5 protein-coding genes are annotated in these 20,031 nt (G+C 65.6%); all 5 read left to right on the top strand.

Annotation, left to right across the window (positions count from 1 at the left end):
* Window positions 1-26: 26 nt before the first annotated feature.
* The 5 genes from AC07OZ_RS25625 to AC07OZ_RS25645 all read left to right on the top strand — a co-directional run bounded on the left by AC07OZ_RS25625 (window position 27) and on the right by AC07OZ_RS25645 (window position 19,992).
* A complete protein-coding gene (locus AC07OZ_RS25625; protein WP_495469867.1) occupies window positions 27-16,139 on the top strand; it encodes a two-partner secretion domain-containing protein in 16,113 nt (5,370 codons plus the stop codon).
* Entirely contained in the window at window positions 16,136-16,936 is an 801-nt protein-coding gene (locus AC07OZ_RS25630; RefSeq protein ID WP_495469868.1) for a hypothetical protein, read from the top strand. Before AC07OZ_RS25625 ends, AC07OZ_RS25630 begins: the two co-directional genes overlap by 4 nt.
* Window positions 16,937-17,283: 347 nt before the next feature.
* Entirely contained in the window at window positions 17,284-18,060 is a 777-nt protein-coding gene (locus AC07OZ_RS25635) for a hypothetical protein (protein ID WP_495469869.1), read from the top strand.
* 960 nt (window positions 18,061-19,020) lie between these two features.
* Window positions 19,021-19,404 carry a hypothetical protein gene (locus AC07OZ_RS25640; RefSeq protein WP_495469870.1) on the top strand — a complete coding sequence of 128 codons (384 nt, stop codon included), beginning with the start codon at window positions 19,021-19,023 and terminating at the stop codon, window positions 19,402-19,404.
* A gap of 39 nt (window positions 19,405-19,443) precedes the next feature.
* Window positions 19,444-19,992, top strand: a complete 549-nt coding sequence (locus AC07OZ_RS25645; RefSeq protein WP_495469871.1) for a hypothetical protein — start codon at window positions 19,444-19,446, stop codon at window positions 19,990-19,992.
* Window positions 19,993-20,031 lie beyond the last annotated feature (39 nt).

Consider the following 20,031-nt stretch of genomic DNA (forward strand, 5'->3'; position numbering starts at 1 on the left):
CCCGAACCCTTTCCGTTGAGATCACGATGAACCGTCTTCAGTACCGAATCGTCTTCAACAAGCAACGCGGCCAATTGATGGCCGTGGCGGAAACCGCCCTGAGCCACAGCAAGGGCGGCACGAGCGGAGAGAGCGACGCGCCGTCGCGCCGCGCGCTGGGTTCCGCGGAAGCTGTGCCCGCAGCGTCGCGCGGTCCGCCATCGTTGCTCGCACTGGCGGCCGCGTTCGCGATGGGCGCAGTGATCACGCTGGCGCCGGACGCGCTCGCTCAGGTGAAGGCGGACCCGAACGCGCCCAAGGGCCAGCAGCCGACGGTGGTCAACAGCGCCAACGGCACGGTGCAGGTCAACATCCAGACGCCGAGTGCTTCGGGCGTCTCGCGCAACACCTACAGCCAGTTCGACGTCGACAAGCGCGGGGTGATCCTGAACAACTCGCGCACCGATGTCAGCACGCAGCTCGGCGGCTACGTGCAGGGCAACCCGTGGCTGGCCAAGGGCAGCGCGCGCGTGATCCTCAACGAGGTCAACAGCAGCGCGCCCAGTCAGCTGAAAGGCTACGTCGAAGTGGCCGGCCAGCGCGCCGAAGTCGTCATCGCCAACCCCGCTGGCATCCAGGTCGACGGCGCCGGCTTCATCAACGCCAGCGCGGCCGTGCTGACCACCGGCACGCCGCGCTTCAACGCCGATGGCAGCATCGCCGGGTACGGCGTGCAGGGCGGCCTGATCCGCGTGGACGGCCAGGGCCTGGACGGCTCGTCGACCGACTACACCGCGCTGCTGGCGCGCGCGGTCGAGATCAACGCCGGGATCTGGGCCAAGGATGCCCGCATCCAGACCGGCACGCAGGTCATGACGGTGGACGAGAACGGCGTCGCCGGCGGTGAGTCGCTTGCGCCGACTGGCGAGCGCCCGCGCTACGCGCTGGACAGCACCGCGCTCGGCGGCATCTACGCGCAGCGCATCACGCTGGTGGGGACGGAAGCGGGCCTCGGCGTGCGCCAGGCCGGTCAGGTCGTCGGCGGGCAACTGACGCTGCGTGCGGACGGCTGGCTGGACAACACCGGCACCGTCTACGCGCAGGAGGCCGATGCCAACGGCACGCCGGCGCTGACCGTGCAATCCAACGCCGGCGTGCGCAACGCCGGCTGGCTGGCGTCGCGCGGCTCGGCGGAGGTCCGCGCGCCGCAACTGACCGGCGAAGCGGGCAGCGTGACCGCGGCGGGCATGGCGTCGGACGGCACGATCGTGGCCGGCGGCGGCAGCCTGTCGTTGACCGCGTCGCAGTCGGCGAAGCAGGCCGGGCAGTTGCTGGCCGCGGATCGGCTGACGGTGCAGGCCCCCGCGCTCGATGTCGGTGGCGCGCAGGCGCAGGCCGGCACGATCGCGCTCGGCGGCGATGCGGTGGCGGCGCGCGAGGCGCTGCTCATCGCCAGCAACGGCGTCGAGGTCACCGGCACGACGTCCGTCGATCTGACGCGCACGCAAGCACAGGCGGGCACCATCGCCGCCAGCGCGCCGACGCTGACCGCCGACGGCGCGCAGCTGTCGGCCGGCGGCACGCTGAGCCTGAAGGCGGACGGCACGCTGAGCACGCAGGCGGCAAGCCTCGCGGGCGGGAAGCTCTCGATCGCGGCGCACGATGCCAACCTGCGCCAGGCGGAGTGGCTGCAGGTCGGCACCGACGCGCTCTCGCTGCGCGTCGACGGCACGATGACCGCCGACGGCGCGCGCATCGCCAGCAACGGCGCGTCGCTGTCGATCGCGGCGAACGCCTTCAGCGCGATCGGCGCGAGCCTGGAGCAATACGGCAGCGGCGCGTTGAGCGTCGAGGGTCAGTCGTTGACGCTGAATGGGGCGACCTTGTGGTCCAACGGCGCGCTGTCGGCGACCGCGGCGCAGTTGACGCTGGACGGTGCGGACGTGCAGGCGCGTTCGATCGCGCTGAAGGCGGACGGCACGCTGAGCCAGCAGCGCGCGACGCTGCGCACCACCGGCACCGCGACCTTGAGCGCGGCCCGCATCGACAACCGCGACGCGCGCGTCGCCGCCGATGGCGGCTTGTCGATCCAGGTCGGATCCGAGCTGCGCAACGACCGGGGCGAGCTGCAGGCCGCCTCGGGCAGCATCGCGATCGCCGGCCAGGCCGACATCGCCAACACCGCCGGCCTGATCGCCGCGCGCGACGGCGTGTCGGTGCACGCGCGTTCGCTCATTCAGGAGCAGGGCGCCGCGATCGGCGGCCGGGACGTGACGGCGACGCTGCAGGGCGAGTTCCGTCAGGACGCGTCGTCGACGGTGTCGGCGGCGAACGGACTCGGCATCGACGCTCGCACGATCAACAGCGAGGGCCAGCTCCGCGCGGGTGGGGCGCTGACGGTGTCGGCGCAGGAGAACGCGGCGCTGGGCGGCTCGGTCTATGGCGGCCAGGTGACGGCGGCCTCGGGCGGCGACCTGAGCGTCTCCGGTCTCCTGGCGTCGCAAGGTCGATTGAGCGCCTTGGCGGCGCAGCGTCTGCAGACCTTCAGTGGCACCACCGTCGCGGCAGGCCTCGGCACCGACGGCCGCATCGGCGGACAAGGCGCGCTGGCGATGACGGCGGGTTCGGAAATGAGGCTGCGCGGCCAACTGCTGGCAGTCGACACGAGTCTCGAGGCCGCAGGCTTCGACCTCACCGGCGCGCAGGTCCAGGCGGTCAACGCGCTGAGCGTGAAGACCGCTGGCGAGCTGGTCACCGAAGGCGCGCAACTGAGCGCCTCGTCGCTGTCGCTGCAGGCGCAGGACTGGCGTCACGCCGGCGGGCAACTGGCGCTGAGCGGCACCGGCGACCTGACCGTCGCGCTGACCGGCCGGCTGGACAACCGCCAGGGCGTGATCCAGACGAATGCGAAGCACGTCTCGCTGACGGCGCAGACCATCGACAACACCGCCGGCCAGATCGTCGCCGGCGGCGACACGCTGGCACTGCGCGCGCAGTCGCTCGCGAACCAGGGTGGCACCTTGACGACGGCAGGCGACCTGGCGGTCGACGCGCGCCGGATCGACAACCGCGATGGCGAACTGAGCGGACGGGCGGTCGATGTCGCGAGCCAGCAGTTCGACAACACCGGCCATGGCCTGATCGCCGCGTCGCGCAGCTTGAACGTGCGCGCCGACGCGCTGATGAACGAAGGCACGCTGCAGGCGCAGGGGGACGCAACGATCACGAGCGTCGGCGCGCTGACCAACAGCGGGCTGATCCGCGCGACCGGCGCGGCGTCGATCGAGGCGGACACGCTGACGCATACGGGCACGCTCGCGGCCGGTGGCGCGCTGGGCGTGCGCGCCGGCGCGATCGACAGCCGCGGCACCTTGGCCGCGGGACTGCGGGACGACAACACGATCGGCGCGTCGGGTGACCTGACGCTGAATGCCGGTCGCACGCTGAAGCACGCGGGCACGACCCTGGCCGGCGGGATCGCGCGTCTGGAGGGCGGCGATCTGCAGCTGCAGGGCAGCCAGACACAAGCCACGACCATCATTGCGCAGTCGCAAGCCGGCGACCTGCGCCTGGACCGCGCGGTGATGGTCTCGGCCGACGGCCTGGACCTGCGCGCGGGGGCGGCGCTCGTCACCGACAACGCGCAGGTGAGCGGCGGCACGGTGAACATTGCCGCGGCCGACTGGCGCAACGCGGGCGGCGACATCGGCCAGACCGGCGCGACCGGCCGCCTGACGGCGTCGGTGAGCGGCACGCTGGACAACACGGGCGGACGCATCGCCGGCAACGGCTCGGCGCTGTCGTTGAGCGCGCAGCGCATCGACAACGTCTCCGGTCAGTTGATCCATGCCGGCGGCGCGAGCGGTGAACTGCGCCTCGATGCCACCACGCTCAACGGTGCCAACGGCACGATCGCCGGGGCCGGTGGTTTGACGCTCAACATCGGCGGTCATGCCGACCTGGGCGGCGCGCAGGCGCTCACGCAGGCGGACCGCGTGACCCTCACCGCCGGCAGCCTCAGCACGCGCGACGCGAAGCTCCTTGCGCAGAACGCGGCGCAACTCAGCGTCGCCGGTGAGCTGGACAACACCGGCGGCCTGATCCAGTCCGGTGGGAATGTCTCGGCGGCGGCGGGTTCGCTGATCAACCGCAACGGCCAGCTCGGCGGCGTCGATGTGACGCTGACCGGCGGCACGGTGGACAACGGCGCGCTCGGCCTGATCGCGGCGCAGCGCCGGCTGTCGGTCGATGTGGGCAGCCTCGGCAACGCGGGCACGCTGCGGGCGGGCGGCGATGTCGACCTGCGTGCGACGGGCCAGTTCGACAACAGCGGCATGGTCCGCGCCTATGGCAACGGCCAGGTGCAGGCCGATGCGCTGACGCACACCGGCACCATCGCGGCCCAGGGATCGCTCAGCGTCGCGGCGCGCACGATCACCAGCAGCGGCGCCCTGGCCGCGGGTCTGAAGGAGGACAACACCGTCGCCGCCGCGGGCGATCTGACGGTGAACGCGACGGAGACACTGCGCCAGAGCGGTACGACGCTCGCGGGCGGTGCGATGACGCTGACCGGCGCCGAGCTGGCGCTGCAGGGCGGGCGCTTCCAGGCGCAGCGCGTGACCCTGAATGCGCTGACCGGCGACCTGCGCCTGGACGGTGCGGCGCTGTCAGGCGGCGAACGGCTGGTGCTCGCCGCGGCGGGGTCGCTGGACACGTCGTCGGCGGCAGTGAGCGCGGGCTCGGTGTCGATCACGGCGAACGACTGGCGCAACACCGCCGGCGACCTGGCGCAGACCGCTTCGGACGGCACGCTGGAGATCTCGGTTGCTCGCACGCTGGACAACCAGCGCGGTGCGATCGCGGGCAACGCGCGCGATCTGGCGATCGGTGCCGGCGTGCTGGACAACCGGCAAGGATCGATCGTCCACGCGGGCGAGGGCACGCTGGCGATGACGGTGTCGCGCCTGGACGGCGCCGAGGGCGAGATCCTCGCCAAGGGCGCGCTGGCGCTGCGCGCCGACGGCGCGGTGTCGCTCGATGACGCGCTGACGCAGGCGCATCGCGTCGACGTGACGGCGGGCAGCCTCAGCCACCGCGACGGTCAGCTCGTCAGCCAGACCGGTGCGGCGCTGACGGTGTCCGGTGCGATCGACAACACGCGCGGCGTGATCCAGACCGCGGAGGACCTGCGCGTCGATGCGGCCTCGCTCGACAACACCGGTGGCCAGATCGGCGGCCGCGCCGTGCGGCTGTCGACGACCGGCGCGCTGAACAACGGCGCCCAGGGCCTGATCACCTCGACGCAGGCGATGACCGTCGATGCCGGCCGGCTCGACAACGCCGGCAGCCTGCAGTCGCAGGCGGCGATGGATCTGACGGTCCACGGCGCGTTCTCCAATGCCGGCACCGTGTATGCGCGTGGCCCGCTGACGATCACGACCGGCAGCGTGCTGGGCAACACCGGCACGCTGGCCGCGCAAGGCGCGCTGTCGGCACAGGCCGACAGCATCGCGAGCAGCGGTGGCTTCTTCGCCGGTCTGAATCCGGACAACACGCTCGCCGCGCAAGGCGACCTGACGCTGCGCACGGCGGGCGTGCTGCAGCAGAGTGGCCAGACCCTCGCCGCAGGCGCGATGTCGCTGAGCGGCGCGGCGCTGCAACTGCAGGACGCCAAGCTCCAGGCGCAGGCCGTCGGCCTGACGGCCACGGCGGGTGACCTCCAACTGAATCGCGCGATGCTGGCTGCCGCCGGAGCGCTGGCGCTGACCAGCAGCGGCGCGCTCGACACCGGCGCGGCGACGGTCTCCGGCGACGGCATTGCCGTCACTGCGCGACGCTGGTCCAACGTCGACGGCACGGTGACGCAGACCGGGCAGGGCGCCGCCTTCAGCGCGACGCTGCAAGGTGCGCTCGACAACACGCGCGGCGAGATCGCCGCGGCGGGTCGCGCGCTGACGATCGCTGCCGGCGCGATGGACAACACGCAGGGCCGCATCGTGCACGCGGGCGCCGACGGCATGCGGATCGACGCGGCCTCGCTGAACGGCGTGGGCGGCGAGATCCTCGGCGCGCACGCGGTGACGCTGGCGGTGACCGGCGCGGCCGATCTGAGTCAGGCGAAGACGCAAGGCGCGCAAGTCACGATCGAGGCGGGCAGCCTGAGCCATCGGGGCGGCGAGCTGCTGAGCACCGGCGACGCGCAACTGCGCGTCACGGGTGCGCTCGACAACGCGGGCGGCGCGATCGTCGCGGGCGGCGATCTGCGTGCGCAGGCCAACGTGCTCGACAACACCGGCGGTCAGATCGGCGCTCGTGCCATCGACCTGACGGTGGGCACGCTGACCAACGGCGCGCAAGGCCTGATCAATGCGCAAGGCGCTTTGACGATCGGCGCGAACCAGCTGAGCAACGCGGGCGCGCTGCAGTCCGGCACGGACACGCGTCTGACGGTGAGCGGCGTCTTGGTCAACAGCGGCGCCGTCTACGCGCAGGGCAATGCCGTCCTGAACGTGGGCAACGCGCTCGCCAACACAGGCTCGATCGGCGCACAGGGCGCGCTGACCCTCGATGCCGCGTCCCTGTCGGGGACCGGCTCCTTGGCAGCGGGCCTGCGTCCGGACAACACGCTGGCCGCGCAGGGCGACCTCACGGTGCGCACGACCGGCACGTTGCAGTCCGGTGGCGCGATGCTGTCGGCGGGGCGCCTGACGGTCAGCGGCCGAGAGCTCCAACTGCAGGACAGCCGCCTGCAAGCGGCGTCCGCCTCGTTGACGTCGAACGCGGGTCCGCTGCGGCTTGACCGCGCGGCGCTGGCCAGTGCAGGGGACCTGATGCTCGCGAGCGCGGGTCTGCTGTCCACCGACGGCGCGACGCTGAGCGGCGCGAACGTCGGCCTGACGGCGAGCGACTGGCGCAACGTCGGCGGCTCGCTGACGCAGATCGGTTCGACGGGCCAGCTGACCGCAACGGTCGGTGGCCAGATCACCAACACCGACGGCCGCATCCAGGCCAGCGGTTCGCTGTTGCGCCTGCAAGCGCAGGCGATCGACAACGTGCGTGGCGCGCTCGTGCAGGCGGGGACGGGGCCGCTGACGCTGTCGACCGGCACGCTGAACGGCGCCAACGGCCAGATCCTGAGCAACGGCGCGCTGACCATCGGCGCCACCGGCGCGGTGACGCTGACGAATGCACAGACGCAAGGCGCGGGCGTGACGGTGACGGGCAGCAGCCTCGACCACCGCGGCGGCAATCTGGTGAGCACCGGCACGGCGCAGGTGAGCATCGACGGCGCCATCGACAACACCGGCGGGACGCTGGCCAGCGCGGGCGCGCTCGACGTGCGCGGCGCCAGCCTCGCCAACGGCGGCAACGGCCTGCTGCAGAGCGACGCGACGCTGCAGGCGACGATCGTCGGCACCCTGGACAACCAGGGCGGCCGGCTGCGCAGCGGCTCGACGATGACCTTGAACGCCGGCACCGTGGACAACCGCGGCGGCTCGGCCGGCAGCGACGGCGCGCTGACGGTCACCACGGGCGGCGCGTTGCTCAACGCCAGCGGCAACCTGCTGGCGCAACAGGGCGTGACGCTGAACGCGGCTTCCGTCGGCAACCAGCAGGGCCGCATCGCTAGCCTGCAGGGCGGCGTGACGGTGCGCGCGCAGGGCGCGCTCGACAACACGCAAGGCGCGATCCAGGCGGCGCAGACGGCGGACCTGCTGTCGACCTCGCTGATCAACCGTCAGGGCGAGATCTCCGGCGCGACGGTCGCGATCGACACGCGCGGCCAGACCTTGGACAACACCGGCGGACGCCTGCTCGCGTCGCAGTCGCTGACGACGGACAGCGGCACGCTGGAGAACCGCGGCGGCCTGCTGCAGTCGCTCGGCTCGCTGTCGGTGCAGACGCACGGCGCGGCGTTGAACAACACGCGCGACGGGTCCGTCTCGACGCCCACCGGCCTCCACGCGCAGGGCGCGATGACGATCGCCGCCGGCACGCTGACCAACGAGAACGGCATCAGCGCGGGCACCACCGCGCAGGTGACGGTGAGCGGGCTGACGAACCGCGCGGAGCTGTCGGCCTCGGCGCTGGGCCTGACGGTCGGCGGCACGCTGGACAACCAGGGCGGTCGCGTGATCGGCGCGCAGTCGCTGAATGCCTCCGCGCAGCAGGTGCTGAACCAGGGCGGCCTGATCTACGGCGGCAACACGCTGACGCTGAGCGCTGCCGGCCGCATCGACAACACCGGCACGTCCGGCGGCGGCCAGGGCATCCAGGGCGGCAACGTCTCGCTGCAGGCGCAGCAGCTCGACAACGTCGGCGGCCAGGTGCTGGCCAGCGGCAACCTCGGGCTGACGATCACGCAGGCGCTGAACAACGCCAGCGGTGCCTTGGGCGCGTCGGGCACGCAGACGATCGGCGACGGGGCCCAGGCCTCGGCGCTGTCGCTGAACAACGCGGGCGGCCGCATCTGGTCGGGCGACGCGATGGGCCTGAACCTGCGCGAGCTCGCCGGCGGTGTCGGCGGACAGATCAGCAGCGGCGCGGGCATGACCGTGAAGCTGGCGGGCGACTTCAGCTACGGCGCGGGCAGCCAGTTCCAGGCGGCGGGCGACATGACGCTCAACGTCTCGGGCAACTTCAGCAACCAGGGCACGCTGCGCAGCGGCGGGGCGCTGGGCATCCAGGCGGCCAACATCGACAACGCCGCCAGCGGCGAACTCAGCGGTGTCTACACGATCCTCACGGCGGCGGGCCAGCTCACCAACCGCGGGCTGATCGACGGCGACGGCGTCATGCTGACGGCGGACCGGATCGTCAACGTCGGCACGGGCCGCCTCTACGGCGGCGACATCGTCATCGACGGCGGCCAGCTGACCAACGGCGCGGAGGGCGGCGTGTCGGCGGTGATCGCGGGCCGGCGCACGATCGACGCGGCGTTGACCAGGGACATCGCCAACACCGGAGGCGCGCTGATCTTCGCAGACGGCACCTTGACGATGACGGGGGCGAACCTGCTCAACGAGAACTCGATCATCGAGGCGAGCAGCGCGCTGGGCCTGCAGATGACCGGTGGCATCGTCAACCGGACGGTGCTGACGGGCGTGAGCACGGGGCAGGTCGCAGGCGCGGCGTCGGGCGGTGCCGGGGGAAGCAGCGGCGGCGGCAGCGGCGGCAAGCCGGGCAACGGAGAGTTGACGGAGACGGCGCCCGAAGAGCCCGCCGGCGGCAGCGACGTGTCCGCGGGCACGGGCGGCGGCGGCGTGAGCTTCCTCGACACCAAGGCCTTCATCCGCAGCGGCGGCAACATGAGCCTGACCGGCGCGACGCTGCTCAACAGCGGTGCCAACATCGAGGCGCGGGGCAACCTGCTGCTGCAGGCCGGCACGATCGACAACCTCAACCCGTATCTGGCGTGGCAGACCAATCCGAACGCGGGCGCCCCGTCGTCGCTGAGGATCGACTACTCGCCGGCCACCGGCATCTACGAGGAATACACGACCACCATCCAGCTCAACGGCAAGACGGCGGATCAGGCGCTCCGGGACTGGCAGAACGGCCACCGGAACATGCGCGTGACGAATTCGGTCGAGATCGGCGGTGGCGACCCGGCGACGGTGACGCAGTCGCTCGCGGCCAACATCATCGTGGGCGGGCAGTTGACGGTGCTGGGCGCGACCTCGATCCGGAACGACATGAGCCGCGTCGTGGGGTACACCGGGGTCGCCATCTCCGGCGGGCAGGTGAACAACGTCGAGCACAAGGTGGACGTCGTGGACGCGCAAGGCGTGACGCGACAGGCGACGCTGGTGCTGCCGTCGCAGGCGCAGTCGTTCATTCCCGATGCGCGGGGCGCTGACGGTCGACAGCAGGCGGGCGGCGTGAGCACCGATGGCGGCGCTTCGCAGCAGACGGCGAGCGGTTCCGGCCGCGCGACCGCAGGCGGCGGCAACGGGCTGAGCGGCCTGTTCAACCGCATCACGCAGCAGATCAACCAGGGCAATGCGGCGCAGACCGGCGCGCAGGGCGGCGCGCAATGGCGCAGCGGTGGCCAGCTGATCGCGCAGGCGGTCGATGCGGGCGACGGCGCGGGCCATGTCGCCAGTTCGGAACTCACGCTGCGCGGCGCCAATGCGTCGATCATCCGTTCCGTCGGCGACGCGCAGGCCAGCGAGCTCGGCACGCTGGTGCAGGGCGGCGCGCAGACGGGCCGTTCGGCCGTGGCGCAGGCCTTGCGCGCGGCCGCGGCCGCACAGGCAGACGGTTCGGCGCAGGCCGACGGCAAGGCGACGACGCAGATCGGCAAGGTGATCGCCGCGTCGGCCTCCGCCTCGCAGCGTCCGGGCGCGGCGCAGGGCGTGACGGTGCGCGGCTCGGGCGCGACCTTCAACGGCAAGCCGCTGGCGCTGAGCGTGCAGGTCAACCTGACGCCGCCGTCCAACAGCCTGTTCAAGACGCACAAGGAGCCGACGTCGAAGTACCTGGTCGAGACCGACCCGCGCTTCGCCAACTACCGCGACTGGCTGTCCAGCGACTTCCTGCTGGAGGCGATGGCGCTGGACCCGGCGGTGACGCAGAAGCGGCTGGGCGACGGCTTCTACGAGCAGCGCCTGGTGCGCGAGCAGATCGGCCAGCTGACCGGCACGGGCTACCTGTCGGGCTACGCGGACGACGAGTCCCAGTACCGCGCGCTGCTGACCAACGGCGCGACCTTCGCCAAGGAGCACCAGCTGGTGCCAGGTGTTGCGCTGTCGGCCGAGCAGATGTCGCAGCTCACCAGCGACCTGGTGTGGCTGGTGGAGCAGACGGTGACGCTGGCGGACGGCACGACGCAGCGCGTGCTGGTGCCGCAGGTGTACCTGGTGCCGCGCGACGGCGACCTGCTGCCCAGCGGCTCGCTCATCGCGGGCGGCCGCATCGAGATGGCGCTGAGCGGCGACTTCACCAACGGCGGTGACGTGCGCGGCGGGGACGTGAGCATCACGGCGCAGAACATCGCCAACACCGGCGACATGCGCGGCACGTCGCTGGCGCTGAGCGCGCGGGACGACCTGCGCAACATCGGCGGCGCACTGGACGCCACGGGCGACATGAGCCTGAAGGCGGGCCGCGACATCGTGATGGAGACGACCACCGCGAGCGGCGGCACGCAGCGCGGCAACGTGACGACGAAGGCGACGGTGCTGGATCAGGTGGCCTCGCTGAGCGCGGGCGGCGTGATGGTGGTGCAGGCCGGTCGCGACGTGGCGATGCAGGCGGTGCAGATCACGCAGGGCGGGGCGGACGGCGCGGGCGCGGACGGCGGCGTGCTGATCCAGGCCGGACGCGATCTGTCGCTGACGACGGTGACGACGGCCAGCGCGCGCGACGAGATCAAGAACGCCAACAACTACAAGAAGGAGAGCCAGCACCAGGACGTGGGCACGGCGGTGCAAGCCGAGGGCGCGATCGTGCTCAAGGCGGGGCAGGACCTGACGGCGACGGCGGCGCAAATCGCGAGCGCGCAGGGCGAAGTGACGCTGGGCGCGGGGCGCGACGTGCAGCTGCTCGCGGGCGAGGCGAACTCGGTCGTCGAGGAGATGACGCAGAAGACGAAGAAGAGCCTGTTCAAGAAGAAGACGGTCACGACCTACAACAAGACCGACGAGACGACGGCGATCGGCACGACGGTGTCGGGCGACACGGTGAACATCGTGGCGGGCCGCGACATCACGCTGGCCGCGGCGCAGGCGGTATCGGACAACGGCACGAAGCTGATCGCGGATCGCGACATCACCATCGACGGGGTGACGAACTCGGTGGACACCGAGCAGTTCAAGAAGACGGTGAAGTCGGGGCTGTTCAGCGGCGGCGGGATCGGCGTGACGATCGGCAAGCAGGAGCTGTCGCAGGCGACGAAGACGCGGCAGGAGACCTCGCAGGGATCGACCGTGGCCAGCGTCAATGGCGACGTGGACATCTCCGCGGGCGGCAAGTACGTGCAGATCGGTTCGCAGGTCCAGGCGCCCGCGGGCGACGTGACGATCGAGGCGAAGTCGATTGACATCCTCGAGGCCCGCAACCAGTCGGCCCAGGACTCGGAGACCCGCTTCAAGCAGAGCGGCTTGTCGCTGTCGCTGAGTGCGCCGGGTGTCGACGCGGCGCTGGGCGCGATCAAGGCCGGCGAGCATGTCACGCAGACGCAGGACGACCGGATGAAGGCGCTGGCGGCGGCGACGGCGATCTCCAAGGCCAAGCAGGCGATGGAAGAGATCGAGAAGTTCAACAGGCTGGCTGACGCCGAGAAGGACCAGAGCATCCGCGTGAGCATCTCGGTGGGCAGCACGCAGAGCAAGAGCACGCAGCACAGCGAGTCGGATCAGGCCTCAGGCAGCGCTGTGCTGGCCGACGGGAAGCTCAGCCTGATCGCCACGGGAGGCGGCAAGGATTCCAATGTCACGGTACGGGGGAGCTCGCTTGCTGGTCAGGACGTCCTGATCAAGGCGGACAACGCGATCAACCTGCTGGCTGCGCAGAACACGAGCGAGCAGCACAGCAAGGACTCGAGCAGCAGTGCGTCGGTCGGCATCGGGTTCTCGCTGGGACAGAAGACCAACCTGGGCGTCACCGTCAGCGGCAGCGTATCCAAGGGAAATTCGGACGGTACGGATACCAACTACACCACGACGCAGGTCACGGGCGGCAGCTCGGTGAATCTGGTGTCTGGCGGGGACACGACGCTACAAGGCGCGGTGGTGACGGCGCCCAAGGTGACTGCGGATGTCGGTGGCAACCTGAAGATCGAAAGCCTGCAGGACACGGCGAAGTTCGACAGCAAGAGCATGAGTGCGGGCGGCAGCGCGACCTTCGGGTATGGCGCGGGCGCGAGCGCGAACTTCAGCCAATCGAAGGTCAACGCGGACTACGCGGCGGTCGGCGAGCAGGCGGGGATCCGCGCGGGCGATGGCGGCTTCCAGGTCGACGTGAAGGGCAACACCGATCTCAAGGGTGGCGCGATCACGAGCAGCCAGGTGGCGATCGATGCGGGCAAGAACACGTTCAGCACGGGGACGCTGACGTCGAGCGACATCGACAATCGCAGCCAGTTCAGCGCGAGCGCGGTGACCGTGAGCGCGGGTACGAGCGGCGGCATGGCCGGTGCGTACAAGGACAGCGGCGATGACCGCAGCACGACGCGCAGCACGATCAGCGCGGGGAACACGACGATCACCACTGGCGATGCGGCGAGCCAGGCCGCGATGGAGAAGCTGGACCGCGGCGCGACCAACGATGCGACGGCGGGCAAGCTGGCTCAGGGTTGGGACGGGCAGCAGCTGGCGCAGCAGGCGAAGGTGAATGCGCAGATCGTGGCGGAGTTCGGGGCGCAGGCGGCGAAGGAGGTTGGTACGTTTGCCGGCGACAAAGCCACCGGGCTGCGCAAGCAGGAGGAGGAGGCCAAGGCGCGCGGAGACAAGGACGCCGCCGAGGCTCTGGGCAAAGAGGCCGCCAAGTGGGAGGAAGGCGGCGACTACCGTGTGGCGATGCACGCGGCGATTGGAGCCATCACGGGCGACCTCAGTGGGGCGCTGGGTGCGGCCGCCAGTGCAAAGATGGCCGACGAGTTGAATACGCTTCAGAAGAGTCTGAAGGCCTCGCTGGACAAGGCAGATCTGGGTAGCAAGGACGGCGTGAATGACTGGTCGACCGCGCTCTCGAAGCTCGCGACAGGGGCTCTGGCAACCGGGATCGGTGCAACCGCTGGAGGTGGTTTCGACGGTGCGGCAGCGGGGTTGAATCAGGATTACAACAACCGCCAATTGCACCCAGACCAGCTCGCCCTCCTCAAAGAGCAAGCCAAGAAGCTGGCCGGCACGCAAGGAATGGACGAAGCCGACTGGGAGCAGCGGCTGACGCAGCAGTTGCTGCATCAGAACGACAGCGCCTACTCGACGAGATTTGGAGGCCAGAGCAACGATCCCGTGGCGGAGCAGATCCTGGCGGACCTTGCGCGCGAATCCGGCGTGAGCATGGATGCTCGGAACACGGCCGCGTATGACGACCACACCGGCAACACCGAGCTTCTGAACAAGACCATCGGTAGCTACAAGCTCGTGGGACAGACGCCGTCGGGTGGCATCGAGCAAGCTGACGGTACGTGGCTTGGAACCGAGCCAGGCACGGTGCCGATGTCCGACGGTTGGAGAAAGCCGACCACCTTCCCCGTGCCGGGATGCAACGCCCCCGCGGGGCCGTGCACGTATCTCTTCATCGAGGGAAGTGATGTCGCCTACGTGCGGGTCCCGCAGCCTGACGGCAGCTTCCAGACGTACCAGGCCAACAAGGAACAGCAGACAACGCTCGCCGCCCTGCAAACGCATTACTACGTCGAGGGCATGAAGGAGATGCCGGGCAAGGCGAAGGATGCTGCCGTCGCATTGGCCAAGGAAGCGCAGGCGCTCGACAGGGATCTGAACGTGAACCTGGCGTTGAATGTCGGGAATGCCGTCACCAATCTCTGGAACACGGGATCTCTGGGCGACGCGCAAAGTGCGTACGACTCCAAGAGCATGCAGTGGTTGATGAGCGGGAAGGCCTTGGATATCACCAGCGGGGATGTGGCAAAGGCGCTCTTCGACTTCTCCCCAGTTGGCTCTATGTTCAGCCAGCTGGAGAAGGTCAGTTCCAACGATCCGGAGAAGACCAAGGCGGCGGGAACTGAGGGGGCGTTCCTGATTGGAGGATTCCTTGCCGGCAAGACCGTGGAAGTGAGCGTGAGTGTCGGCACCAAGCTCGCCAACAGCGTTCTCGCGGAAATCGAAGCTAAGGCCATTGCCAAGTTGGAGTCTGAGGCCGGCGCGGCAACCAAGGCGGCAGGGTCAGCCGATGCAGTGTCTGTGGGTTCTGGCGGCGGCTCCACGCCGAAGGTGGGAGACGGCGCTACCGAGGTCAAGGGTTCCCCCGAGAAGGGCGAGGGCTCACTCGACAGTGCGGCTGGAAAGACTCTCGATGACGCCGCTGCCACTTGCCTGGCGCCGCCGAACTGTTTTGTCGCGGGCACGCTGATCCACACTGCGGACGGTCCCAAACCCATCGAAACCTTTGTCGGCGGCGAGCTCGTGTTCTCTCGCGACGAGTTCACCTTGGAGCCAGGTCTGCGGCCTGTGGTGGCGACGACGGCTGCCGAAGATCAACCGATCTTCGAAGTGGTGGTCGTTAACGCCCAGGGAGACCGCGAGACCTTGCACACGACGGCGGAGCACCCGTTCTGGGTGACCAACGTGGCGGGCGACGCGAGCGGGATAGATCCGGCCGGGGCGCATGAGCAGTGGGTCCGCGCGGCGTCACTGGTGGCGGGGATGGCGTTGATTGACCTCAGGGGTCAGACGCTGACCGTACAGTCGCAGAGCGAGGCCGATTGGACAGCGACGGTCTACAACATCGAGGTTCAGGAGCATCACACCTATCACGTCGGCGACCTCGGGATCTTTGTTCACAACGCACCTTGCTGCGGAGGTGGTGGCACTCCGACGTCTGCTTCGTCGGCCCAGCAAGCTGGGGGAGATATTTCTCATGCTGCCGACAAGCTGCCACCCGGCTACATCGCGAAGCCTGATGGGGTTTTTGTCGGCCCTAACGGCGGCGTCTTGGCGAAAGTTGGGGAAACGGAGAGCGGTCAACCGATCTTCCAACGAGCGAGTGGCGAGTACCTCAAGATCGATGAGGCCACGGGAACGCAGGTCACGGTGCTGCGCGGTGATACGTCAAGCGGTATCAAATGGGATAAGGTGAGCGATGCTGGTGCGCAGATTGCAGAGAACTACGCCAAGGGCGTGAAGTTTCAAGACGAAGTAATCGCCGGGATGGAACTCCAGAGAAATACGGTTATGAGGGAGGTCGATCTCGGGAATGGGAAGATTGTAAATACGATCCCGGACGCGAATGGCAAGCCAACCGGAGTTGTGGAAATCAAGAATGAGCAGAAAATTGATATGTCAGATCAATTTCGAGCTCAGTTGAAATATGCGCTAAAAAACGAAATTCCATACACCTTGGTCATTAGTCCAACTAATAAATCCATCTCTGAAGGTCTCTGGTTAGCAATCGAAGATATTGGTGGGAAGGTTGTTATGTATGATCCGGTAAAGAAGATTTCTGTTCCTATCACCGTGAGGCCCAAATGAAGCAGGTTGCAAAATCCTATATCCGAATATCAGTGATTTCAAATCTGGAAACTGCTCGCTGGGACGTCGGTCAATCAATCCTCAAAGCAATTCTTGATACGGACCTTCGGCTGTTTCCTGAAAAAGTTGGAACCTTTGAACCACTCAAAAACCAAGTTTCTAATGTGGACGACTGCGCTCCTTTTTGGGCAGTGCGGAACGAGCCCGCTCAGTCGGGAGTCGAAGCGAATGCCGATGCCTTCTTGTGGAAGCGTTCAAAATCAATTTCGTCTTCTGGGCAAATGATGCACAAGTCAAGGAGCATTCATGGGAATGTGAAGCCGGCTTGGTTCATTTTTCGGGCCTCTTTGCAACGGGGGGTGGATTGGCAAGGTCTATTTGAGAAGTTCTGTTCCGTTTTACAGGCGGAATACGCGACGCTCAACCTTGTGACTTCAATTGAGGATGCGCCAAAGGCATTCGGTGATGAGGCAGACGCGTCGTATGCGACAAATGATTATCTAAATGGAATTGCACCCCTCGCGCTTAACTCTCGAGGGTTGTCGAATCTATCGTGGGGGAATTTCTTCGGGCCCAAGTTCGCTTCGGAGGTCCGGGACGATGAAATTCAAGGCGCGGGATTCAATGTTCGACGTCATGAAGACGGAGTTTTACTGTATGTCACGAAAGACATATTGACCGTGGAGGATGATTTTGATGAATTTTCCCAGCGGCGCAGCGAACTTCGAAAATATTTTCGAAATGGATTGTTTCGCATAAACCATGAACCTAAGAGAATGAAAATTACAGGAACTTGACGACACGATTTCCGAACAGTTCCAGAAAACCGCTAGGCTATTCCGCGATTGGGGAACTGGCCGGAAAGCTCCAGAATTCATTGAGACCATCGTCAAGGTCGACGAATTGAGGGTTTGGAGTTGGGCAGCGACAGGCGCCCAGATGTCAGACGCGCTGGGTGCCCATCGTGTCGATGCCGGCGGCGTTTGGCTATACGTCGTTTTCGATGACCTCAGGTGAGCCATAGCGTCTGAGCGCTTGCATGACGGCACCTCGGTGGCCGGAAATCAAGATATGTGCATCATCGATTTGAAGAGCACGATTGACCGACGTCGAAATCTAAATTGATTACTAAGAAGCCTAAGTGATGAATATTAAGAAGTCTTATATTAGGATTTCAGTAATATCTTCCTTGGAGACCTCTGATTGGGAGATCGGGCGTTCGTTATTGAACGCGCTGATCCATACGGATGCTCGTTTTCTACCTGAAAAAGTCGGTACGTTTGAGCCGCTGAAGAACATCGTCTCCGACGTTCAGGGGTGCCAGCCTTTCTGGGCAGTGCTGCATGACCCCAGCAAGCCGGGTATGGAGCGCAATGCAGATGGATTTATTTGGAAGCGAGCTCGTGCGATCAAGTCTTATGGGCACATGATGCACAAGTTCAGGAACATTCATGGGGATGTTCGGGCCGCATGGTTTGTCTTTGAAGCTTCGATCGACAGGACAGTAGACTGGATAGGCTTATTTGGTCGATTCTGCGGTGTGCTCGTTCCGGATTATGCAACCCTGCATCTGGTGACTCAAACTGAGGATGTGCCAAACTCTTTCGGGGCAGCTGCAGATGCGTCGTATGGAACGAATGATCATTTGAATGGTGTTCCGCCGAACAGGCTGAAAGAGAAGGGTCTTGCAAATCTTGCCTGGGCGAACTATTTTGGCCCCGGATTGAAGGAAGAGGTGCAGGAGAATGCCATTCGAAATGCTGGATTTTCTATTGAGCGATTCGGTGATGGAATTCTTCTGCGCGTGACTGATGATATTCTCGCCATTGAAGATGACTTCGCTCACTTCTCTCGCCGGCGAAGTGAACTTCGAAATCTCTTTCGGGATGATTTGTTTCGGATCAACCATGAGCCGAAGTGAAGCCGAGATAGCCATGCCCAATACCGCGGGCCGTTGGCAGATTGCATGGCCTTGGCCGAGGAGCGCCAGTTGGCGCCTGGTGTTGCGCTGAGGAAAATGTAGATGCTTTTCGATCCATATAAGAAACGGCAAGCGCTGAGCGGCGCGGGATTTCGACGTTTCTTGATGTCTCGCCCGAGGCCGCTGATCCAATAGGAAACTTTGCTTCGCTAGATTTGGGGACGATCATTTCAGCGTGGTTGGTTGGGTACGCTGAAGAAGTTAGTTCCTACCTCGCGCTTCGTTTCTCTTGGTTGCAGCGGGCGCTATCGAGCGGTGAGGAATTTGGAGAAAGCCAAGAATTCCATCGGAGCGTGCTCTATTCATCAAAAGCAATGGCTCAATGGATGATCGAGGGGAGGTTCGATCCGGAAGATTGGCGACTAGCTGCGATTAATCTAAAGGCGTACTGGGAAGTCGCGGATTCTATGGATGCGAAGGAAGTCGTTCGAGCGGGGCTCGATGATTTCATGGCCTACTGCGTGTTGAGTGGTGCGTTTGATTTCGGGAGGCAAACTTATGAGTTCTACCGCGGCCATGATCTGCAGCGAGCGACGAAGCTTGGCCCTAGCGACTGGGTGTACTCCATATGTAGGCCGAAAACAAGCGGCACATGGAATGCTCAAGAGTATTTGAGTATTGGCGAGAAGGTGCTTAGGAAAAGTGTTGAATCAGAATGGCTTGGTCGCGGTCAATATAAGACTGCGCTAATGTGGAAGTTGGTTCTGGATCAGTGTCGGACCAGTGCAGAGGAGGGCTCTGAGGATTCCTTTCGCCTTGTCCTCGGTCTGTATGACTATATGCCCAAGGTGGGTTGGCCAAATTTCTTGCCCCATGGAGACTAGCTTTCAAGGTGCTTTTGTATTCATTTACAAAAGAATCAATATTCTCATCCTAAGCTTTTCGAAAAGCTCGGAGGGTATGGCATCCGGACACGGGCGGTATGAGAAGCTTTCGATCGATGCGGAGGATGAACTGATTGGCGCAGCGCTAAAAGGTCGGGTATTCGATCGAAATGAGGGGCATCATGTGCCTCACATGTATAAGGAACGCCAAGCATATCTTGCTCGTCGAAAAGCCTCCGTGGAAGATCGGGGTGTGGAATCTGATAAGGTTTTTCAGAAGAACTCGATTGGCTTTAATGTCAAGCTTTTTGATGATCGAATAGATTTTCAGATTTATGACGAGGAACGCTCTGCTTGGGCGTCATTCGTTGTGCTGCCGATTGACGCTACAGATCGTGCCATGGGCGAGGCACTCAAACTGACGTGCGTCCATCTTTTGAGTGAAGATGCAAGGAAATAGGCTCGGTCGATTTCACCAACGCGGGAGCGCCAGCGGTCCATGAGCGATTTGAATGACGATTCGGTGGTCGTGGTTGCCAAGCACAATGGTAAATTTCATTGGTATCGAAGCGAGCGCGATCTATGGGTCTTGGATGTAGATAAGTGGCGAAACGAGTTTATTGCCGCTGGTTATGAAGTGCCCGATTTCAATTCCTCGTTTCGATTTGGATTTCGACAGGTCAGTGAACGAAATGCTTCTGCATTCCTGGAGGCAATGCGAATTTACGAAGTGACGGCTACGTCACTTTCGATTGAGTTGGCACAACGGTTTTCGGGCGCAAAGTCTTGGTGGGATGTTTCGGATCTCTTCCCGATAATGCTGGTGGACTTCGACCGCAAGGACGTCGCGGCTTTCTATGCGAACGGTGGGCCAATGGAGAGGTACATCCCTGACGGTTGGTCTGGAAAATTCGTTGATTTCTCTACGGAATTCGATGAAAGTCGTTTCCCAAGGTTGGAGAAATTCTGGGTGAAAGGCGACGCTGACCTGCTGCATTTGTTGAATGAACGCGCGCGTTCTGCGGCGTCTGAGTTGCGGGCGCAGTGATTGGAGTGGGCACTCCAGCGCGACGCGCATGGGGGACAC

The organism is Roseateles sp. GW821-FHT09G03 (assembly GCF_059416045.1).